Consider the following 22319-nt stretch of genomic DNA (forward strand, 5'->3'; position numbering starts at 1 on the left):
GCCGGTGGCGCCCACGCGCCACGACACTATTCCTTCCTATCAACAACCTCGGAAGAAGCATCGAAGGGCAGGCGGATATGTTCTCGATGTTCAAATAGCGGGATCATGCAGAGTTGGAAGATCAGCCAACACGCATACAGCGCATCGTCCGAGTATGGTTCTCCGTCGTTCAGTAGTCCGTGGGCAATGGAGTGACGGATGTAGGGCCCCGGCTTCTTGAGAAAAACGTTCTCGATGTCGGTCGTGATGGGGCTGCCGAAGATCGAATCCAACTCCGGTCGCATCTGCTCGAATAGCGCGGATATCGTCCGGTCCTCCTGAATCTTCGTGGCATCGTCCAATTTGGTGACGTCATGACCGTGCGTTTTCAGCACGTGCCGAAGCGAAGCTTCCAGCAAAGGCGTCAGAATGTAGAGGCCGCCAATGAAGTCGCCGCGGAAGAAGCATGTAAAGCCGTGGCTGTAGGTCATGACGAGCCCCTGCGGTACGAAGGGGCTTATTTCCAATAGCGCGGCGAAGATTTCTTCGGACAGATAGTGACTCGAAACGATAGCTTGCCTTGCGACCTCGATCTCCGCCGAAGCTGTGATGTGGCGACGTACTCCCTCGTCGCGCGCGATCTGTTGGCGGAGCGTGGAATCATCCTGCGCGTCGCCAAAATCGGCTCCTTCGCTGCGATAAATGACCTTGCCGTCGCGGTCGTGGTGACTGGCGCTAAATAAGGATGAGAACGGATGCTCTCGGACGGACTTCTCCGCCTCGGCGATAAGTTGGTCCGGATCCGGAGAATGACTGAGGGCAGCGAACGTGAAGAATTTGTCGAGCAAAGTCGGCTGTTGCATCCTCCTCTCGATCTCTTTGGCGATATTCTCGAGATCCATCGGAATCGCAAAAGGCGACATTTCGTCGGCTATGCCTGCTTGGACATCCACCAGGAGATGCCTCAGTTCCTTCCGGCGATCCTTGCTGCCTGGCAAGCCGTGCAGTTCGCGTATGGCTTCGGTCAGCGTATGAGCAGCCAACATGGCCGAAGGCTGACGCTTCGCCATCGCGACCAGCAGCTCGCCTGCAGTTGTCCGGCAACGGTTCGCGTCGTCGTCGAGTTTGGCTTTATGGTAAGCCCTGGCGGAAAGGCGCCAAAGCTCCACTAACGTATGGTCGTCCGCGCCGGTCGAGAGGCCGGCGATCAAATTTTCGACGTCCTTGCCGACCTCGGCCCCATCCGAGATCCCGAAGTGAAGGTCGAGACGTCCGAACATCAGAGCGGGGCTCGCCTGTTGCTTCTCGATCGCTCGCTTCCGCAACGCCACGACGAACTTCTGCGCGTCCGAAGGACCTTTCTTGTCCATTCCGGCACCGCGACCGATGAATAGCGCCCGTTTGAGCAGATCGCGGGCCTCATGTCGCAGGGCGCCGGTCTCATCCTCGTCGAACCGAAGCTTGAGAGTCCCGGAGTCGACTTGGGAAGCGACTTCGACGTAGGCCTTAGCTGCAATCACTCCGAGGCGGCCTCTCTTCCGATCTAGCAGCCAGCAGAGGTCCGCGAGCCGTGCTCGTAGCACCGGGTGTTGAGCTCGCTCGGCCATTTCGGCCAAGGCATCTATCGCACTGCGAAAGTCAGCTGGTATCGCCGAGCGCCTGCCATCTGCCCAGACGACCATCGCAGCGAAAGGGTCGTTCGGCTCGTTGGCCTTGAACTGCATTCCCATGACCGCAGCGAGCATCGAGTAGACGCGAAAGGCCGGCGTTTCGGGTTCGGGCTGCGTGTCGGGGAGGGCGCTTCGGTAGAGATCGCCCAGTTCGGCCGCATCGGCGCTGTCCGATTGCCGAACCAGCTCTTCAAAATCGACCTGCGAGACGTCATCTACGGTCGCCCTGGCCCATGGAGGGGGCGGTGGCACAGCGTTATCAGGACTTTCGTCGATCGTAGGACTCTCGTCGCTCAAGTCGTCTCCTGGACGCTTCTGCATTGTAAGTTTGCTGGGCCGCGCAATCGCACCGGCCGGCAACATCAAGGGTTGTTCCCTATATGCTCCCGCGCCGGACGATTTCAATGCGGCGGCGGGCCTGGTCCCGGATAACTCCCCGACTATTTTCCCTTTGGGCGTCGTGGCGTCGAACTCCGGACCTCATCGGCCACGCGCGGAAGGACGAACGCGCGTTGCAAAAAGTTTTCCATGATGTCGACGATGTGCCCGAGACGCTCCGCATTAGGCGTGTAGCCCCGATGGGCAGACGCGTTGCCTGCGTCCGCGACGGCCTCGAGAGTTGCCTTTTCGTGACGGCTGATGAATCCGCGATCGACCAAGCCCGACAGCTTTCCCTCGAATCCGCCCCTCGGATCCTCCTCCAACAGCAGATGGCCGGCCCTGTCCAATAACGTGCGTGCGCCGACGGATGCTAGGACGCTCATCCCAGCATTCAACGCCAGATAGAGCTCGTCCATAACATTTCTGAGTATCTCGTCGTCGATCGCATCAGACCAGACGGGCTTCGGGCGAACTGTCGGTGAGGGATAATGGATTACTTTAACCCCGCGTTTTACGACACGCTGACCTTGCTCGTCATAGCTGGCTTCATCCCACTCCGAGAACCAGTGCTCGTGACGAACCGAAAGACTGTCGCAGCCACAGCACTGCAAAACATCGAAGCGATTTCTGAAGGGACTGGTACCGACAGTACCGTCGACGGAGTGCGCGGCACGAATCCAGGAACTTGTAGCCCCGCGACACGTGTTGCAGTGCGCCTTGATGATGCGGTCGACGTTCGGTGTGTTGTTCTGGCTTGTCGGACTGACCACGAGGTTCGCCTCGGAAGGTGGTTGCAGGCGCTCCCATCCTTTTGCAGTGATCGCGATGCACTCGTCGGGAACAAATGTGATGAAGCCACTGCGTTCGGCCCGAGAGATCAGATCGTCCACGCGGCGGCCGTCGATCGTGCCGATGACGGCGGTGAGATCTTCCTCGTCCGGCAATTCCACTTCGCCGAGATGGTCATCGCCAAGTTGAGCGGCAGTCCAGATGAGGAGATTGGTAATCTGCCGGTCGAGCGACGGAAGAGGCTGGTTGAGCATTTCGTCCAGATTTACGGAGTTGATCTCCGGCCAGTCGACTTCAGTGGTCAGGGACATCAACCTGGTCGCATGACCGAGGCGAGCGACGGACTTCTTGTCGTCGCCCAACAGGCGGGACGGTAACATCGCTAGGGCGGTGCCGGTAATCTGAAAATTCCCGCATCTTCGGCATTCCACGCGTCTGTAGTCGCCTGAACTCGGCTGCTCGAGACTCGCCGAAGTTTTGCAGATCGGACAGTATCCCATCGTGGTCCTACAGTTTCGCGTGCAGTCGGCGCTAGAGTCGAAAATTGCGGTCTGAAAATTAGCAACTAAAGGTGTTTGCAGAAAGGTTGCAAAGAAGCACGGATAATCCGGGGGTGGAGTTCTATTTACTAACCTCTGTTTGGTGGACGGACCCAGCAGCATTCTCGATCACCGTTACCGGTGTCCCGGTGGAAAGGGTACATTCCGAGGAGTAGTTCCCTTTGGAGGGTAGAACCTTGGTCAACTTGGACCTAGTGGCGTTGATGTCGAGCGATAGGTAGTAGCATAGTTGCGCATCGCACCAACTGATAAGGAAATTACACAAACCTTATTAGTTGGGCATCGATGTTCCATAACATTCGATCGGCGTATTTTGGAAAGGCCGTGCTAATTAAGGTCTCATTTTTCCCGGCCCCGGAAACGCGCCAGATCGGTGGTCTAATGCTGTTGGATGATGCATTGACCTTTCATCTCGACGATAGAGACAAAATAATATGGCACTCGCACCGACCGAACTTGTAGCCGTTATTCTGAATAATCCACCGACCTGGATCAGGTGCGCTCACGCGGCTGCTAACCCAGAATCCGGTCCAAACGCAAATAGCGGCACGCACGGCAGTGTTGCTCGAGAGTTTTGCGCAAAACAGTCACGATCGCAAACGAACAGTTTGCGGGGACGGCCGGTGTTCCGATTCTGAAAGCGCAAAACCATTCCTTGGAATGATTTAGCCCCGAGAGTCTCTGCCGCGACTCTCCTAAGCGACGATGGCGATTCTCGGTGAGGACAACATCCTTGCATTTGTAACCGCACGGACGATCATGGGTTCGGCGCGTCCGCGGATTGCTAGTTCTTGCTCTGGCAGCAAGTTGACCGGTAGACCCGCTGTCTTGTAGACCTCCTCTGACAGAATGACCTCGCATTCGAGGCCCTTCGTCATGTCCTGCAGGCGCGCAGCCACGTTGACGGCGTCTCCAAGTGCGGTGAACACTTGGTGATCACGATAACCGATGTCGCCGATGATCACTTCGCCGCCATGGATGCCCATCCCGAAACGGATCGGCTTGAGCAAGTCATGGCTTAGAAATTGATTTAACTCATCGATATTCGTAGCAATCAGTGCTGCTGCCTGAAGGGCCTGCCGGCAGGCGGTTTGCGGGTTGGTGTTGAGCCCGAATAGGGCCAATTCCCCATCCCCGACAAATTGGTTCGGTTGACCGCCGCATTCGATCACCGCCTGGGAGACTGCGCTTAGGAACCGGTTGACAATGAATACGGTATCGAACGGCAATCGCTGCTCCGCAAGTGTGGTTGAACCGCGCATGTCCACAAACATACTGACAAGATAACGTTCCTGACCAATACGGACAGAACCTGCTTTCCGGAGAGAACCCGCTGTGACATCGGGCGTAAAAATCTGGAAGAAAGAGAGATCAGTGTTCGGACGCAATTGGCAGGCGAGGCGAATTGCCCGATCGCCACCGGCGCCCACACGGTTGAGCACAAAGGCTTCTCGCTTTGACGGCGCCGGCAGCGAACTGCAATCGCCCATCACACGAATTCGACAGGTAGAGCACCGAGCGCGACCGCCGCAAATGCTGGCGTGCGGCACGTTATTGCGCAGGCTGGCTTCGAGCACGCTCAGGCCTTTCGGCACGCGAACCGTCCTGCCGTTGCCGTACGACAGATTGATCATGTCGCCGCGGCGCTCATTCAACGTGCGCACGCCGCGCGCGATTAAAACAAACCCGATCAGTCCGACATATCCAATCAGAAAATAATCGACGATGCTGTCGATGATGTCCTGCTCCGCAGCCGTCCCGACCTGACGTCGGGAGAGATTTTCCGCTTTCCATTGCGCGGTGCCGCTGTCATGTACGACCCTTCGTCCGCCTTGATAGAGGCCGAGCATGGCAAGCGTCGGAATGAGTACCGCTGCGGCCAGCAGAAACGGCGCCGCCGTCTCGAAGAACGCCTTCATGCGGAGCCAGAAACACAGTCCAATGCAGCCGTGAACCCAAGATACGATCAAAACAATGAACATCAGCCACATCTTGTATGGCCATATGATCCAGTACGAGTAAAACACCTGCGGATAGAGTTTTTGATGTTGGAATAGTACGTCGTCAAACCGCACACCGGCAAGATGGGTGATGATAAGGGCAGGGATACTTAAACCTAGTACAAGTTGTATCGGCTCGATCGCTTTCCAGTGAAATTGACGGCGCTGGTAAAGCGCCCAGATCCCGAGGCCGGCATGGGCGGTTGCCGCGGCATAAAGCACGGTCGAGACGGGTAAACTTTTCCAGAAAGCGGTGTGATATTTGACACCTGTGGCAAGGGCATCCAGCGAAATATTGCCGAGCGCATGGTTGATGAAATGGCTTAGCAAGTAGGCGAACAGAACCAGCCCACAAGCCAGACGGATCTGCCGGACGCCGACGCTGTGGATATATTTGTCTAGTGATGCGCGATTGAGCTCAGTCATGTGCATAATTCCGGCCGACGACTTTTTCCCGCAACATGGTCGTCCGTGTTGGAGGCCAACAGCTAAGAGACCGTTTCAACAGCGAGATTATTTCAACGAATGACGACGGCCGACAAAAAACGGCATGATGAGTCTGCGTTGCCTTCAGTTCGTTCAGCCGTCTGGTGTCACTGAACGTCCTTTTGGGAATCCCTACTCCGGCTCTCAAAGAGAGAGTTCGCCTTCCTGCGTTGGAGAGAAGTGACCCAATTTCCCAGCGTCCAAGTTTGATCTGGATGCCCGATAACTCCGCGGGAGCTAGAATGGATTGTCACTGCTGCATAGCGAATTAGCTAACTCAAGTTGAGTGGACTCGGAAAAATGGGCTAATTCTGGCCTTCAGAAAATTCGTGCAACCTTCAGAGAAGGCAGAATTGCTTCGGTCCAGTGACGATATGGGTAACAACTCGTCAATGCAAAGGGGGCGAACGGTTATTGGCGTCTCAGCGCACCTCTGGTTCGCGAGTTAGTGGATGTGGAACGTTGTAGGCCGGCCAGGTTTCGTAACGTCAATCGAACTTCGGGAAACGGCCGGACCTATAGAGCATTCATTTCAGCATTTTTGAATTCAATCGCCGCTTGACTAGTAAGAGAGGAATCTAAGTAAATCGTCCATCCCGCTACCCTCGCCATCGGGAATCGCATCGAGCTGTTCAAGCAGTTGCTTCTGGCGATTGATCCAAAATGTTGGATAGCCAAAGAGTTTGGCGCCGGCCGCGTCCCATCCTGCGAAAGCTGCGAAAAGGATTTCCTCGCGCTTTAGACGGAAAGCTTCGATACCCATTTGGTAGGCTTTCGGGTGAGGTTTGTAGACGCCGACAGCGTCCGTGCTAAGCTGGTGCTCGAAGAATTCTATTAGACCCGCGCTATTGATATTCGCGTCTATCATCGCCGGAGAAAAATTGCTTAGGAACGCCAAGCGGATTCCGCTCTCGCGTAGCTTGGAAAGCGCGGGCCTCACATCGGGCCACGCTTTCATATGCATATAGCCACCGACCAAAGCCTTTCGCTGCTCATTTGTCATCTCAAGATCGAGCGATTTGCCTGCGAAGACAAGCGCATCGTCGATGACGCCGAGAAAGTCGCGGTACCTTTGTGCGGCGGTGCGTAGCCATGCGTATTCGAATTGTCGGGTTCGCCAGACGTTGGACAATTGCGCTCCGCGGCCGGGAAAGAGCTCTTCGGCCATTGCAAAGATGGGACGCGGGTCAAAAATCGGAAAGCCATCGAAGGCGATCGCTTTGATGGCCGGCTTCGCATCGGTGGCGGCAGCTGTCGCGGTCAATAAACCGGAAGCCGTGACGGTGCTGGAGGCAATTTCCAGGAATTTACGACGGTTGATCGACATGGAATTACTTCGCGCGAGATTGGTGTCGGACATTCGCAAGCATCCCGGATATGTTAAGCGTGAAGTGAAGGCGGTGCGGCGCTACGGAAGGGTTTCTCCCAGGTCAAGCGACAGGCGAGCCGTCATTTGGCAGTTCTGCTAGAAAATGCCACCCGAAGCCGGGCGAGATCGTCGGTGCTGACATCCGAGACAGCGCAGAAGGTCAAGCCGCCTGCGACCCAAGAATCCATGTTGTAGCCGTCCCGTGACGCAGTAGCTCGCCAAGTTGCAGTCTCTCCGCCGACGGCGGCCGGCCAGACAAAGACGTTGATAACATGCGAGTGTCGCTTGTAGACCAGCGCGGCCACGACACGCCCGCTTATATAATCGATGCGACCGCCTTCCAGCGGAAAGCCCTCCCGTGCCAGATCGACCACTGGAGGCGAGAAATCGATCTTTCCGTTAAACCAGGGTTTGACGGTATGCTGATCCGATGTCGCGACGTCGGTGAGGTGATCGACCAGCAGCGATCGAATGTGGCCGGAAATGACTTCATCTCCGATTGTCGAACGATCCGACATCGGCGTCATCACCAGCAGCAGGCTTGCCGCAAGAGCAGCCAGCGATGGCACGAACATCCACTGCTTGATGAATCCGAGAATACTAAAGCGTTTTTCGTCTCGCTCGTGGACCAACGCCGCCGATCGCGTCTGCATCGCGGCCTCGCGCGAGATCGATTCAAGTACCTGGGCTCGCACATGATCCGGCGTCCGCCACTGCACTCCTTTTTGCCCAACCAGTTGTTTCAAGGCCTGAAGGCCTTCCATTTTTCTTAAACAATGCGAGCAGTTTGCTATGTGCTGCTCGATCTGCAACGAATGGGCCGCGTCGAGTTCTCCATCGACGAAGCCGTGAAGCATCAACTCCATCTTGGTGCATTGGGTTGGAGCGGCGGGATTCACTTTTGTCCCTCCCAAAGCTCTGCTTCCTGACGCCACAGGCTCTCGAATTGCGTCCGCGCGCGCGCCAGACGCGACATCACAGTGCCGATCGGCAACGACGATGTATCCGCAATCTGGCGATAGGAGAGGCCTTCCAGTTCGCGCAAGACCAGTACCTCGCGCAGCGATCGCGGTAGTTTGTTGAGCACGCTGCGAACCTTGCCTGCTTCGGATATCCTGAGCAGCGCCGTCTCCGGCGTGTCGTCCTCGGACGCGACTTCGTCGACGGAGAAGTCTGTGGGATCGTTCCGGCGATGAACATCGACTTCCAAGCGTGCCTTACGGCGGCCTTCCAACAGCCAGTTGTGAAAGCAATTGCGAACGATGGAAAAGATCCAGGCGCGTGCATCGCCGCCTTGATATCCGTCAAAACTTCGGTAGGCGCGAAGGAAGGTCTCCTGGACGATGTCATGGGCGGCATCGGGATCTCGACTGAGAAATCGCGCGAAATTATAAGCGGCGTCGAGGTGCGGCACGATCTCGCGCTGGAACCTGCCGTACTGGTCCTTGGCGCTCAAGGCCATCGGGCTGGCGTCCCGGATTCGCTCTTTGGGTGCACGGGCGACAGCATCGCCACCGCTGGCGGCAACTGACCGGAGCCCGCTATCTTTCGCGATCGCAAGAATTTTGACCGCGGCAGCAGCCAAAGCGCCCAGCAACGATTCTGGCGCTCTGTAACCTGTCGCCAACGACGAGTTCATGACTAGATTCTGCCTTATTATTGGGTCGATCGGCCTGACGAAGGCCGGGCGCGCTGTTGTGACGAGCAAGTAGACCGTGGTGGCGGCCGGTTTATTCCCGACCGCGCGGAAGAAATCGCACATTTATTGCCGCCAGCGGATGCGGCTTCAAGCCCCCGATGCGCCGTATCGATGGCCGACCGGATCGACCCCAGCAAAAGTTTTGCGGATCGAGAATAAATTTCTGGCCGCTCAGGTCTCCCTGTACGGAGGCAGTGCTCGTTCCGCGCTATGCGCTCCGCGTCCGATCGGAATTGGGAGTACGTCAATGCTTATTATGTCACGCCGGGGTCTCCTGGCTTCCGCAGCCGTCGCTGCGGCCTTTGGCCTGCACGACAAGAGGCTTGCTTTCGTCGATACGGCCTATGCCCAAGCTCCGATTGAGCCGACTAAGGGCGTCTACAAGTACAAGGTCGGTTCGATCGAGGTGAGTGCCATATATGATGGGATCTGGCGTAAGCCACATGATCCCACCTTCATCAAGAACGCCTCGGTCGAGGAAACCAAGGAAGCGCTCGCCAAGGCGGGCCTGACCACCGAATTCATGCCGATCCCGTTAACGGTGATCGTGCTCAAGATCGGCGACAAGCATATTATGGTTGATGCCGGATCGGGTGTCGGCCAGTGGCAGGCGAACGCCACCAACCTGCCGGCCAACATGAAGATCGCCGGTATCGATCGTAGCCAGATCAGCACTATCTTGGTGTCGCATTTCCATCCCGATCACGTCTGGGGGTTGATGGAGAAGGGCACCAACGCTGCCGTCTTCCCCAACGCTGAACTCATCGTCAGCAGCACCGAATACAATTGGTGGACCGAACCCGGCCGAGTCGAGAAATTGGCCGAGGGCCGCAGGGCCGCCGGCAAACGCATCGGCGATGTATTCCCGACCTGGAAGAACTGGAAGCTGGTCGAGGACAATGCGGAAGTCGCGCCCGGCGTTCGCATCCTCACGGCGCCCGGTCACACGCCCGGTCATTCCGCCTTCCTGGTGACCTCGGGCAAGGATCAATTGATGGTGTCGAATGACGCGATGTATGTGCCGGCGCTGCTGGCGCCGCATCCGGACTGGCAGGGGGCCTACGATCAGGACGGCGCAACGGCTGTCGCAACCCGCCGCAAGCTGATCGACCGCGTCATCGCCGACAAGATGATGGTTTGTGGCGCACATTTCCCGTTCCCCGGCAGCGGAACGTTCACCAAGGACGGCAACGCCTACGCATTCGCGCCGGTCGTACAATCCTGAAAGCCCATGGAGTACATCATCATGAAAACAAAACTCTGTTCCAGCATGGCCGGTCTGATACTGATCCTCGGTCTTGGCTTTGCGCCGGCGCTGCTGCCTGCGCCGGCCCTTGCTGTCGACAATATGTCTTCCACCGATGCACCCGACCTGACCTCGGTTCGCGCCAAGCTGAAGGCAAAGGACTATGCCGCCGCGCTCACTGAACTCAGAGACCTCGCCGAAGACGTCCAGCAGGCCGATGTCTATAACCTGCTCGGCTTTACGCTTCGCAAGACCGGCGACTTCAAGACGTCGCTGACCTACTATACCAAGGCGCTGGAGCTGCAGCCGGATCACAAGGCCGCCCGCGAATATCTCGGCGAGCTCTATGTCGAAACCGGCAATATGGAAAAGGCTAAGGAACAGCTCGCTGCCTTAGCAAAACTCTGTCCCGGCGGCTGCGAGGAGCGTGAAGACCTACAGAAGGCGATCACCGCAAAATCGGCAAGTAATTGAAGCCTGAAGCCGGGCGTTGAGGCGGGCGTTGACACGTCCGCTTCAATTGCTCGGCGCGAAGCGGAGCGGTGTTGATCGATGGCTGAGGCAGTGAGCACAAGGCCTGCTTTCCAAAATCTTGTTTTGCTTACGGGGCGGCTGCTATTGGCCTGGATCTTCGTTCACGAGGGCGTCTTCCTGGTCGTGAATTTCGAAGCCGCGTCCGCGACCATGGCGAAAGCAGGCATCCCAGCGTTTGCCCTCATTCTAACTATCGTCTTTCAGCTCTCCACGGGCATCGCGATCGCGGTCGGCTGGCAAACGCGTCTGGGTGCGGCGGCATTGGGCCTGTTTTGCCTGACAACCGCCGTGCTGTTTCACACCAACTTCGCCAGCCGCAACGAGCTTCTGCATTTCGAGAAGGACCTTGCGATATCAGGCGGGATGTGGGTCTTGATGCTGTGCGGAGCGGGAGGTTGGTCCGTCGACAACATACGAAGAGCGGAACGAAGCGCATAAGCCTCGGGCAGGGGCTCGTCCCGGCGGCGAATCACAAGCAGACCGTCGGTGCGATCGGAAGATGACGCTCCTCCTTCCTTGCGACGGGCGAACTGCCTGACGGCGCTTCTGCCAGGGGTTCGATGGCTCTCGTCATCAAGAATACTTCGCGACAAAGCGAGAACGATCGCGCGGCAATGGCGGCTTATATCAAGTCGCTGCCGCCCGTCGATGGCCCGCCACATCCGAAAAATGATCGCTGAACCGTGATCCCGAATTCCGGCAGTGGTGGAATACGGCGGCTTGCTTGCCGGTCTGGTGGTGCAGGACCCGAGCAGTCGCGCGACGGGTCATCACGTGGAGAGGATCAATGACCCAATACAAAATTTTGGCTACGACCATCATCCTGTCAGCGTTCATCGCAACTCCGTCGTTCGCTCAGCGAATGATCGAAGAGCCCGGCATGTTCGCCTTTACCTATCCCAATGGGGACCTCGGCATCGGGTCGACACGGCCTGCCGCAGACGCCAAGGCTTTTGCGACTTTCAGCGGCAACGGCAACGGGCCTCATGTCGTCCGTAAGCCGCGCCCGGCCGTCGCCAGACGCTATTAACCTCTCAATTCGGCCTACCTCCAATTGAAGTGAAAACCGTTCATGTCTGACGAGAGCAATACTAAGATCGACGATTGCCTGCTGATAAGTCGGGTCGCGCAACTCCTGGAACGAACCGGCCTTGCGATGACTGGTGCCATGATTGGGACATTCGTCGCGGCGCAGCCGGCGAGAACAAACGTCGCATTGTTCCAAACGTTTGGTTTCATAGTACTGACGGTACTAAGCGGAATGATTGGTTTCTATTCGCGGGTTAATATTCCGCGGCTGCCGGGCACGATTGGAGGCCGGCAATCCAACGTAGTTCTCGCCGGATGGCTAAGCGCGGCCGGTACATTTCTCTCTGCGCTGGCTGCGCTGGTGTCGGTCTACGCTCTCGTGTTCGACGAGCCTCTCCAGCGCTTCTGGGAATTTGTAATCGGCTCCTGGTGGGGAATCGGTGTCATCCTGCAAACCACTGCCGGCTTGATCGGTTCGGGCTGGTCCAGTAAGCCGTCGATGCAAGGAAGAGACGAGCTACTCAAGCCCCCATCGGCTCCAATGCTTCATTAGACCAAGTGTCTTGGCGGTGAGGCCCTGGCTGAGACGTTTCAATTCCGCCTGACCACCGCGCAGGCGTATGTATCCGCCCCCTGCGATAGTGCATCCAAAGACCGCCGTCGACGGCGGTCCTCCCATTTGGACCTAGCCATATAATCACCACAGGCTTCGCATTTTATTTCAGATGTGCGCAGAAGATCGCTGTCGGATCCTCACCTCCGCTCTCAAAGCGAGAGCTCCGATTGGTCATTCGGTACAATTACAACGGCATCGCAATTAAAGCATTCAAACGTTCGCGCGTTCGTGTCCAGGCCGGCCGAATTGATGCGGACAAGCATTGGGGCGCGGCAGTTTGGGCAAGGATGAACTTCAATCTTGTTGGATGCGAAGCAAAATAGCGAATCCGACCCGCGCATATTTCTCTCCATCCATCTTATTCCGTCTCCATTGGACATGAAGAGCCAATAGCGCTTAGCTCCCCTAGCTTGCAGGTTGAGCTTCCAGAAGCCCCGCAGATTGTCGAGCCACAGGGGACGACAAGATAAGGGTCCCGCTTCAGTTAGGAGACTAGACTGGACGCCGATTTATTCCGTTTGCTTGGACAGGCATCAGTACCTACGACCTGACGTGCATGGTATCGACCACACACGATTTTTGTCACAGAGTGGATGCGACTTATCGCTCAGCGAAGCAGGGCGTTGTCCTTATCCGCATGCGGAGGCAACGACGTTCACGCCGCCGCGACACCCGCTCGTTGCCGCTACCAGTGTTATCTTGTTGGATCTCGGGGGCTTCCCCGCTTGGTCTCGATGCTGACCGCTTCTACGCGCTGTCGCGAAATGCATTCGAACATTGTTGACGCGCGTCGGGTCCCAAGCAGTCAAACTAAATCCCGTCAATCAGGGCGCATTGAAGTGTTTCGATTGGGTCTGCAGATGATCCGCGCAATCACGTTGAAGAAATTTTAACGTGATCTGGAATTTCTAAACTCAAGCATGAGTCTCCCTATCAGGAGTCCTCATTCAGAGGCTCCGTGATCTTGGTGGAGTCGCGGATATTGCGCCGCGCGATTGTTGGGGGACACTCGTGAACAGGATTATTCTGTCTGCAGCGGCGGTTTTTACCGTCGCAACGGCGGCGCATGCCGGTGAGGTTTCGGACATCCAGGCGCAATCCAAAGAGCTGCGCGAACAAAATCGGGCGCTGACAAAACGCATCGCAGATCTTGAAAGACGGCAGCGCAAGCTTGAAGCGCAGCCCGCAAAGCCGCCCGCCGTTGCAGCAAGATCGGCGAATCCCGCGGATTCGATGGCCGCCGACCTCGCCTACAAGGCGGAATACAAAAAGGCCCCGGTAGATGACAGCCTGACGTGGCACGGCATTACGCTATATGGCCTGGTCGACATGGGCGTGACGTTCCAAAATCAGGGCGCCCCGTTGAGCAACACGGCGGGGTTGGGATTGAACTATCTAATCTCGAAGAACAGCAACCGTTCTTACTTCGGCGTCGGCCCGAATGCGCTGAGTTCGTCACTTATCGGTTTGAAGGGAAACCAGGAGATTGCGGATGGTCTGTCGGCCGTATTCAATCTTCAGACCGGCTTCAATCCACAGTCCGGCAAGCTTTCCGACGGGCTCGGCTCCATAGTGCAAAACAACGGGCTGGCGATTGGCCAGCAGAATTCATTCGCCGATTCCGCCAAGGACGGCCAGGCGTTCAACGTGGCGGCCTATGCCGGCCTCAGCTCGCCGATATACGGAACGCTGACTTACGGTCGACAAAACGCGCTGACTTCAGACGGCGTCGTCAACTATGATCCCATGAGCAATTCGGGCGCGTTCTCCTTGATCGGCTTCCAGGGGGCTACCGGCGGTGCGGGAGATACAGAGAATCGAATCTTCGACAATTCTTTCAAATACGCAGTGAATGTCGGGCCCTTCCGCGCCGCCGTGGAAACTCAGATTAGATCTGGCGCCTTTAGCGCCCCAGGCAATGCCGTCGAAGCACAGATTGGCGCCGACTATGCGGGTCTGTCGGTTGATGCGATCTTCAGTCACGTCACGGATGCGGTTTCCGCGGCTCCCCTCAGTACCGCGCAGATCACAACTGCGGCCGCCCTGGGTATCAACCAGGGGGCGGGACTTGTTTCGGGAACTGTCTCCGACAACACCAGCGTTATGCTTCTTGCCAAGTACACCATCGGGCCGGTCAAGCTCTTTGCCGGCTATGAGCATATGCAATTCGCGAATCCGAATAATCCATTGACGCCGGGCAGCTTCATCACCGGTGGCTATTCGCTCGGAACCGTTAACAACACCAATTTTACGACCGACAAGATCCTCCAGGTATTTTGGGGTGGCGTGAAATATGCGGTCAGGCCCGACGTCGATCTAAGCGTCGCTTATTACCACGAAGAGCAGAACAGTTTTCAGTCGGGCGCTGTGAACGTCGGGGGTGTCTGCACGACCAGCGCCTTTGCGCAATGTAGCGGACAGCTGGATGCGGTTTCTTTCGTCGCCGACTACAGATTTGCCAAACGCTTCGATGCCTATGCAGGCATCATGTGGTCGCAAGTCTCGAATGGGCTCGCCAATGGCTTCCAGCAGAGATCCTCGATCGATCCTACCGTCGGCTTGCGCTTCCAGTTCTGAAGCATAGTTGGTTCAGCTGCACGCTACGAAACAGGAGGGCCGAGTGGGTCGATCCTCCCGTTGTGAGCGAGCCGTCGATGCCGGTCCAACTAGGGCGCCCCAGTCAAGCTGCCATCTCGCAATTTGTGTCAGGCTGCGGGGACATTGAATGCGAAAGGAGAAGTCGGTTTTGAATGGCGTACAGAACGCACATGCGCCCGCTTGCGGGCCCATAAGCATTGGGAAGCTCTGCTTGCCTATCACCGCGGACCGTTGTCCAGTCATCGGGGACGAGATTGCCACCGATCGACCGAACGTCACGAACTCCAGCGTTGTTGTGCCCGTCGGAAGTCTGCAAATCGAGAACGGCATCAATGTCAGCGCGCCAGAGGGCGATCGATCTCTGGATGGCACAAATACGCGCTTTCGCGCAGAAACTCGGCTTCAGCGCAGCGCGATCAACGCCTAGGTGCGGGATGCCGATTGTGAACGTTTTTACCTCCTGTCAGGAGCTGATCGTATAATCGATCGATCTCGCGCGCCTGATCGGGCGTGACATCCTCCAGATGCAAGGCTCTCAGCTCGTGCTCGGTTGGTTGGTAATTGTGACCATTGCGAATTGGCCATAGTCCCTTGTGACGAGGTGGGGAGTCCTCTGCAGATCCGATGTTTGTCAGCAATAGCGACGCCAGAGCCAATGCGACCCCAAAGACAATCTTCCTTGACATGGCTCCCTCTCGATCGGTTCTCGAGCTCACATGCCAGCCCATCTCATCAGGATGGGCTACTAGCCCGGATCTGTCCCTTCATGCACGAAGCGCCTCTTCGGCAACCTCGTGGTGGAAGCCGAACGGCCGTTTTCGCTGAGATTGAACCCCGAGATCGATATTCGATCTCACAATCCCGATCGCGCAACGGAGATCGACATCCATACCTACTTCGCGCGTATGGACGTTCGCGCGCCTATGTTGGACACCACGGAGCGCGCAACCCATGCCCCATGTGCGGTCGAAAAAATTATCGGGCTGGCGAGGTCTGCCAGCCCGACTCTTCGTGGCCTAATGGAACGTATCAGTGGCGGTGCTGGGCAGGCACGGGGGTACAGTATACGGATCTGAGGCAAACGCGCCGACGTTTGGAGCTCGCACACAGTCCTTGGTCGTGGCGTGCCGCGCCGCGGAATCGTTGCGAGCAGCCATGGCCTGGGTTGCGAATACGGTTGCCGCGATCAGCGCAGCCGACGCGAAGGTCATTTTGGTCATTTTGTTTCTCCATATGGTGGCAGAAGCCAAGGAAGCGCTCAGCTCCTTGTTGTGAAGAGCGGCCAGCCTTGGGAGAAATTTCATCACGCTCTTTCAACAAAGCGGGAGCTTGCGCCGTCACATCCGGTGACGGCGGCGGCCATGGTTGCGCGAGAATGCGTCAGGCGCGAAATCATAAGAGCCGTAGCGGTCGCCGCAGTAAGTGATGCCGCCGCCGGCCGACGCACACGCGCCCTTCAACGCGGGCCAGTCGGGAGACAGCCTCGCGGCAGGAGTTGGCGCCCCGCCATTCAGAACGTCCAGATTGGGATAATAGAACGAGAACAGGCCCGGCTCCTGGATGGCGGCCCTCATGGTCCCGTTCGGATTGAAGTCGTTTTCCGGATTATACCCGGAGTCGTGCAGATTCTTGTTATACAGAGCGTGGTCGCTGCTGCCCGGCGCAATAGCTTGCGCGAATGTCGGCGTCGCAGCGGTCGCGGACAGCAGCACGGCCGCTGCAAGGGCTTTGAACGAAGTCATTTTCGTTTCTCCTGAATGGATCGATTGCGAACCCGCATGAGATGCGACGAATTGATCACGCTTCGTGAGGCGAGCGTGCCGTCTGGACCGCGAGCTATCGGCTTGCTGCATCCGATGCGGATGCAGCAGGCTGTCGATGTAGGGAAGAGATCGCGCCCGCCCCATTTAAATTCCGCTTGAGGAACTCAACTCGGGTTGAAGCGCGCGTTACCGATGCCGACGGATTTCGCTAACACGGTCGGTAATCGCCACCGCGAAATTGCCGCGCAATTGGATCGCCGCCGTAACTTGGCGCTGAAATCTGATTAGTAACGTCTAGCGATCGTCGCAGGCGTTCCTCCGAAATCGGTCTCGCCGACAAGAAACGCGCCGAGTTGAGTTCCTCCGAGTGAGAACTCAGCAGTACGTTCTATGCTGCGGTGCATGAGTCTGGAAATGGCCTTTGTCGGACCTCGCGCGTTTCCCTGTTTGCAGGGAATCTGCCTGGAGACGGGCCGGCGCCTTGGCAGCAGCACATCCAGCGGTCCGATTGCGAAGCGCAAACCGTTTCTTGGAATGACCAGTCCCGAGAATGCCTGCTGCGTTCTAAGCAACTTGCGAGCTTGGGAATATCAGGCCGCGAATTTGAGTCTTGCTATCAGAGAACCCGCACACAAGGTGTTGTTCGAACTTGGACACGGCACATGAAATTCGTCTTGGTGAATGGCAGGACACCCCGCACGCAATCGTTCTGTGCGCTGTGCTGTGAGTCAATTGGAGAGAGCTACCTACGAGATGTCGCGACGCAGATCGCCTACTGCAGTCACAAGTGCTACATCGATCACCTCAAGGTTCCCGACCTTCTCCAATATCATGCGATGGCATCATGATAACCCCGGCGTTTCAAGTATCCGCAAATGGGTCTCAGCCCCAAGCGACGCTGCGGCGGCGGAAATGCAAATCGTCGGGGCTGCCCCTTACTGGTTTTCCGCGCGGGAATACTTTCGAAACCACAACGGCTGAATCCCTCCGGCAAACAGTAAGAACTGCCATCAAAGAAGTTCGAACGCGGCGCTGGCACAGTACCCGCCACGCATCCCCGCCTTGAACAATCCGATTCCCAATATTCTGGGCAAGAACATCGTCGCCGTGGTGGTGGACTATCCCCGGGGTCAGCAATCCGCCGCATCATCACACCGGTTCGGCTTTCGTCACGGCGCATGTGCTGCAAGGCGCGGTGCGCAGTCATCACGCATGAACCATCCGATGCGCTCAAACGCAAAATAATTGGCCTGTTCCCGGCAGCAGTGGCGATGGTCTATCCTTTTTTGCTGCAAGCATTCCATGTTGCGGTTTCGCCATCTGGCGGCTCATTATCTGCCGTTCGCATCGCGGGTGCCGCGATCCGGCTTGTCCTCGCATTTGCGGTGCCTCTGTCGGGACTAACATCCGCCTATTGGTAGACCTGTGCTCCGCAACCATCGCAGCAACCATCGCAATCGGATCTACGGGCACGCCGTCTGGCTTACAGCATCGCCGCGCCACCGCTCTTTGTTTTCGTCGGGGTAGCGTGTGGCTATGTTTTGAATTTGCTGGCGCTTCAATTATCTGATGTCGCCATCTGGATCGCGATATGGCTGGCGGCGGGTTCTATATGTGTGGTTCGGCGGGGATCAGCTTGCACCGGAGCGAAGGACGCACTCGACCGCGGCGTGCCAGATCGCGCATGGCGTATCGGCCGCCTTGATTACCTGCCATGTCCTGTTTCATCTTACCAACATCTGTTTGGGCTGGCTGGAAATCCACGCCGAAATCATGAAAACGGGCCGCGCCGTGTATCGCGCCCCGCTTATTGAGCCCGTGCTGGTGCTATTGCTACTGTTCCAGGCGGCGAGCGGCGTGCGGCTGGCATGGCTCTGGAGCAGTCTTCGCACGGATGTCTATCGCATTTTCCAGATCGGTTCTGGCGCCTATCTGGCGGCCTTCCTTCTTGCACATTTGAATTCGGGGCTGATTGCGGCGCGTATCGTCTACAAAATCGAATCCGATTGGGCCTGGGCCTCGGGCGCGCCGGACGGACTCATTCAAGGCGCCTGGAATATCCGCCTGTTGCCGCATTACGCGCTGGGCGTCTTTTTCATCCTGGGACATCTCGCATCCGGATTGCGGGGCGTAATGATCGCGCATAGCGTCAAGGTCTCGATTGCCAATCGAGCATGGTCGGCCGGGCTGACAGCAGCTGCCCTGATTTCCACGGCGATTATTTGCGGTCTGTGCGGCGCGCGGATCTAACGCCGCCGCCAATACCGGCGGCAATCAAAGTAACAATCGCTGAGCAATAGCGCGTACGGTTATGGCCCGCTGCATGCGAAATTCGTCGTTCAAGGTAGCAGTCGCGTCCGGACGTCAAGGCCATAGGAACGCCGCTCATTGCGAACCGGCCACCAAAGGAAGCTTGAGCGCCAGTCCAAGCGGACGCGGGTCGCCGATTGGTGGCAGGGTCGGTGAGAGCCCGCCGGTTTTGCGCGATCCTCCAGCCACGGGTGCGAGTTTTGGCAGCCGTGGTCGATTCTGATGGCGCTTACTAATGGAACCTTCTCCCCTTCTCCATCCGATTTCCCTGTTTTGCGTGCCAAAATCCCTGTTCTTGAGAATATTTTCCCTGATCATTTCGGCAGGGAATCTTGAAAGAAATCGCTGCGACTGAGGGGTTTCTCGCATAGTGGTGATGTTTTCAGGGCTGAATTTTGCGGAATTCCCTGAAAAATTCCCTGTTTGCAGGGAATTTGGCTGGAGACCGGTGCGAACATGACTGCGTCGCCAGCCAGGCATTCCGGCGTTAGGCCGGGCTCCCGAAGAGACGCTAGAATGGGCCGGAAATCCCGGCTTTTCGCGCATTCGCTTTCGTCTCCGGACTCCCGCTTTGCCGGACATGAGGCGGAAATCGCCAAAAGTCTCCGTCCATTTCCGCGAATATTCCCGTTTTGGGGAGACTTTCGGCGGAGACGGGTTCGATTAGGACTGCCGCCCGACGAACGCAGTTGCGTTTAGCGAACTAGACCAAAAATCGTCAGCGAAACCGCCGCCGCGTTCGGCGATTGTAGGTTTCGGCTTCTCCAGGATCGGGATGTTCGCCGCCGCCCTTCCAGTCATCGGAATCAAGCCACTCTTCGAAATAGTAGAGCCATGTCGCTGTCCACGGCACGAACGTCGTGTCGATTCGCATGTGGCCGTCCCATTCACCGGAGCCGGGCAGATAGAGGCAGAGGCGAAGCGGGTCGTAGTAGACGTGTGGCAGTTTGCGGCCGCCGGATAGCGCTGGCAGCGCGCGGAGATATCTTGCGCAACGCTCATCTCATCACGGGGAGGGCCGTTCGAGGCCGGGCGCATCACTGTCATCTGATGCACCCCGATCGTGGCCTTTTCGCCGGCGCGTCGATCGACGCCACCGGCAAACACCAAGGGACACGATGACACACAATATTTTCCCGCTTCAACTTCAGTCGCGAATCTTTTTTCGCGAATGAGCCGCCCCATCGCCAGCGCATCGGTCACCGAGCCGCCGGGCGAATTCAGCACCACGGTCCTGATGTATTCGCCGTGCCGTTCGGCCTCCACCGCAAAGCTTTGCGAAACTCCCGGCGTGATGGTGCCACTTGCCATCAATCGGCCGCCGCCGACCAGCTCGAACGTCATGGGTTTTGCCAAGGCGCCCTCCGGCAGCGGCAGCGGCACGAGGTGCTTGCCGCCGTCCGGCAACAAAGGTCCGAAGATCGACGGCACTAGCCTGGGAAGATTCAGCGCGGGGGAATCTTCTCTAATCTCCACCGGCGCTACCGCCGGGTCGGGATAGATGATCCATCCGTTGATGCTGGCGAGGTCGACGGCGAGCACGCTGAGCGCGACCAGAACCGCACTGCGGAAAATCCAGCGCAATACTGTTTCTTCCCATTGTTCCAACAGCCAGGCATGAAAGCGTTGCTGCATGGTAAAGGATTGCGACACGGCGATGCCGCTATTTGGTGTGGCGCGCCGCCGGCAGCGCGGTAACGTTTTCGTCTACCGTCGGCTCGGCACCGCTTTCGCGCTGCGGCTTTAATTCGGCCGGCGCTCTGGGCTGCGCTTCCCCGACCTCGCGCGCCATTTGCAGCGCCGCGACCAATTCGCCCGCGGTCATGTCAGAGGCCGTGAACGCCGGAAGCCCTTCGCGCCTGATCGCGGCGTGAACCACGCAAAGGATCAGCACCAGCACTGCCGGCATCAGATCGATCGAGATCGCGCCGGCCCAGCTCGGGATGAAATCGCCGGCGTAACGCAATACTGCTTCGGCGGGCGACAGCGTCTGAAACCTGATCGGTTCGACCTTCGGCATTGCCAGGATCTTGTCTGCGGCGTCCGAGAGCGACGCCGCCTGTGCGGCAATCGAGCTTTCCACCTTGCCGACAACCGCGGTCTGACGATCCGCCAGATCGGATGTGCGGCCTCCCGCGGAAGGCGCAATGAAGCTCGACGACAGCGACGCCGCCGCGCGCTTGACCGCGGGCGCCACAGAAGTCTGCTGCAGATTGGCGATCACGCCCATGAGCGTCAGCGACTCGGTCGCCAATGCGTCGCTGCGGGCCGCAATCGGCCCGCGATCGCTTATCAATTCGCGCATCTTGGCGAGACTTTTGCTGCCCTGCTCGTACAAGGCCGAGACACGTTTGTCCGAAGCCTGGACCTGCTGACCGAGACTATCGAGCTGCCCGGACATTTGCGTCAAAAGCTGCACCACGGTACCGGATCCGGCGGTACCAGTCAGCGAACCGGCGCGCTCGGCGTCGGCCAGTTTTGCAAAGCGCGACGATGCCAATTGAATATCCGGCAACAGTCCCTGGGCTGCGATGGCGTTGGTGTTGGTGGTATCGAGATCGCGGGTATAGTCTTGTACGGTGATCGCGAGATGTTGCTGGATCGCAGCCGCGCCGGCTAGCGCCGAGGCGTTGAGCCACGACGACATCGCCACGATCATCAGCGAGCCCAGCAGCAAGCAGCCGAACATCAGGCCGCGGCCGCTGCGAAAGCTCACGTGCGGCATAAAATTCATCAGGAATACCCAGAACGCGTAGATGCCGACGGATACTGCGACCGAATAGATCACCGCGGCAAACAGCACCATGCCCGGGCTGCCGTTCAATAATTCGCGTACGCCGAGAAAGGTATAGACGCCGGCGGCGAGGGCGAGGATCGCGGTGGTAAATTTCAACGTGCCTTCGAGGCGGGTGACGCCTTTCGACAACAGCGTTGAAGCAGATGAGCGCGGCGGTAGGGCTTGCGGGGAGAGAGCATTGTTTGAGGGCATCATCAGAATTCCGTAAGGTTTTTGGACCAATTGAACAGCGCCCCCGCTGCTCGTGCTGCGTAGATAAGTTCAGAGGAGATTTATGAATTATTCTCGCGCGGGCGAACAACTATCCAGCGTCGGCCATCACGAAGCCTTGAAACAACCGCCTGTGGTGCATCAAGAATGCGTCACCACCATGAGCCGGCGCCCATGCGGGCCAACATGGTGGTTGATGTGCGATCGTTGGTCAAAGGCGCTTGTCCAGGCCACGACCGTCTCCCCACCAACTGATAAGCTTGCGCCCTCGCGGACGTGTTCC

At 57.7% G+C, this 22319-nt stretch carries 17 protein-coding genes and 1 pseudogene; 8 read left to right on the forward strand and 10 right to left on the reverse strand.

The window, feature by feature from the left end:
* Positions 1 to 26: 26 nt before the first annotated feature.
* The 6 genes from V1283_RS13045 to V1283_RS13070 form a co-directional block, all read right to left on the reverse strand.
* Positions 27 to 1970, reverse strand: a complete 1944-nt coding sequence (locus V1283_RS13045; protein ID WP_442895738.1) for a DUF7380 domain-containing protein — start codon at positions 1968 to 1970, stop codon at positions 27 to 29.
* Positions 1971 to 2089: 119 nt separating this feature from the next.
* Positions 2090 to 3130, reverse strand: coding sequence for a DUF4145 domain-containing protein (locus V1283_RS13050; protein WP_334386887.1), 1041 nt, complete (start codon positions 3128 to 3130; stop codon positions 2090 to 2092).
* A 944-nt stretch (positions 3131 to 4074) separates the two neighbouring features.
* Complete coding sequence (locus V1283_RS13055) at positions 4075 to 5805, reverse strand: adenylate/guanylate cyclase domain-containing protein (protein ID WP_334386888.1); 1731 nt, start codon at positions 5803 to 5805, stop codon at positions 4075 to 4077.
* A gap of 622 nt (positions 5806 to 6427) precedes the next feature.
* Positions 6428 to 7225 (reverse strand): haloacid dehalogenase type II, encoded by a 798-nt coding sequence (locus V1283_RS13060; protein WP_334386889.1) that lies wholly within the window; start codon positions 7223 to 7225, stop codon positions 6428 to 6430.
* An 89-nt stretch (positions 7226 to 7314) separates the two neighbouring features.
* Positions 7315 to 8133, reverse strand: a complete 819-nt coding sequence (locus V1283_RS13065; protein ID WP_442895739.1) for an anti-sigma factor family protein — start codon at positions 8131 to 8133, stop codon at positions 7315 to 7317.
* Entirely contained in the window at positions 8130 to 8696 is a 567-nt protein-coding gene (locus V1283_RS13070) for a sigma-70 family RNA polymerase sigma factor (protein ID WP_442895740.1), read from the reverse strand. Before V1283_RS13070 ends, V1283_RS13065 begins: the two co-directional genes overlap by 4 nt.
* A 484-nt stretch (positions 8697 to 9180) precedes the next feature.
* On the opposite strand from V1283_RS13070, the gene V1283_RS13075 reads away from it, so the two are divergent.
* The 7 genes and pseudogenes from V1283_RS13075 to V1283_RS13105 all read left to right on the forward strand — a co-directional run bounded on the left by V1283_RS13075 (position 9181) and on the right by V1283_RS13105 (position 14935).
* The gene (locus tag V1283_RS13075) at positions 9181 to 10158 is read left to right on the forward strand and encodes an MBL fold metallo-hydrolase (protein WP_334386890.1); all 978 of its coding nucleotides are present in this window, start codon (positions 9181 to 9183) and stop codon (positions 10156 to 10158) included.
* A gap of 45 nt (positions 10159 to 10203) precedes the next feature.
* A complete protein-coding gene (locus V1283_RS13080; protein ID WP_334393046.1) occupies positions 10204 to 10653 on the forward strand; it encodes a tetratricopeptide repeat protein in 450 nt (149 codons plus the stop codon).
* A gap of 78 nt (positions 10654 to 10731) precedes the next feature.
* The gene (locus V1283_RS13085) at positions 10732 to 11151 is read left to right on the forward strand and encodes a DoxX family protein (protein WP_334386891.1); all 420 of its coding nucleotides are present in this window, start codon (positions 10732 to 10734) and stop codon (positions 11149 to 11151) included.
* A 68-nt stretch (positions 11152 to 11219) separates the two neighbouring features.
* A pseudogene (locus tag V1283_RS13090) lies at positions 11220 to 11393 on the forward strand (alkylated DNA repair protein); the annotation flags it as partial.
* Between the two features lie 107 nt (positions 11394 to 11500).
* The gene (locus V1283_RS13095; RefSeq protein ID WP_334386892.1) at positions 11501 to 11743 is read left to right on the forward strand and encodes a hypothetical protein; all 243 of its coding nucleotides are present in this window, start codon (positions 11501 to 11503) and stop codon (positions 11741 to 11743) included.
* Positions 11744 to 11785: 42 nt separating this feature from the next.
* A complete protein-coding gene (locus tag V1283_RS13100) occupies positions 11786 to 12295 on the forward strand; it encodes a hypothetical protein (protein ID WP_334386893.1) in 510 nt (169 codons plus the stop codon).
* 1074 nt (positions 12296 to 13369) lie between these two features.
* Entirely contained in the window at positions 13370 to 14935 is a 1566-nt protein-coding gene (locus V1283_RS13105; protein WP_334386894.1) for a porin, read from the forward strand.
* Positions 14936 to 16293: 1358 nt separating this feature from the next.
* On the opposite strand, the gene V1283_RS13110 is transcribed toward V1283_RS13105, so the two are convergent.
* Positions 16294 to 16698: a hypothetical protein gene (locus V1283_RS13110; RefSeq protein WP_334386895.1), complete on the reverse strand. Its 405-nt coding sequence runs from the start codon at positions 16696 to 16698 to the stop codon at positions 16294 to 16296.
* Positions 16699 to 18333: 1635 nt separating this feature from the next.
* On the opposite strand from V1283_RS13110, the gene V1283_RS13115 reads away from it, so the two are divergent.
* A complete protein-coding gene (locus V1283_RS13115; protein ID WP_334386896.1) occupies positions 18334 to 18969 on the forward strand; it encodes a hypothetical protein in 636 nt (211 codons plus the stop codon).
* A gap of 135 nt (positions 18970 to 19104) precedes the next feature.
* Here the strand turns inward: V1283_RS13115 and V1283_RS13120 are convergent, their stop codons facing one another.
* The 3 genes from V1283_RS13120 to V1283_RS13130 all read right to left on the reverse strand — a co-directional run bounded on the left by V1283_RS13120 (position 19105) and on the right by V1283_RS13130 (position 22018).
* Complete coding sequence (locus V1283_RS13120) at positions 19105 to 19575, reverse strand: hypothetical protein (protein ID WP_334386897.1); 471 nt, start codon at positions 19573 to 19575, stop codon at positions 19105 to 19107.
* Positions 19576 to 19692: 117 nt separating this feature from the next.
* The gene (locus V1283_RS13125) at positions 19693 to 20682 is read right to left on the reverse strand and encodes a hypothetical protein (RefSeq protein WP_334386898.1); all 990 of its coding nucleotides are present in this window, start codon (positions 20680 to 20682) and stop codon (positions 19693 to 19695) included.
* Positions 20683 to 20692: 10 nt separating this feature from the next.
* Positions 20693 to 22018 carry a hypothetical protein gene (locus V1283_RS13130; RefSeq protein WP_334386899.1) on the reverse strand — a complete coding sequence of 442 codons (1326 nt, stop codon included), beginning with the start codon at positions 22016 to 22018 and terminating at the stop codon, positions 20693 to 20695.
* Positions 22019 to 22319 lie beyond the last annotated feature (301 nt).

The sequence above is a fragment of the Bradyrhizobium sp. AZCC 2262 genome, from assembly GCF_036924535.1.
In the GTDB taxonomy this organism is placed as follows: domain Bacteria; phylum Pseudomonadota; class Alphaproteobacteria; order Rhizobiales; family Xanthobacteraceae; genus Bradyrhizobium.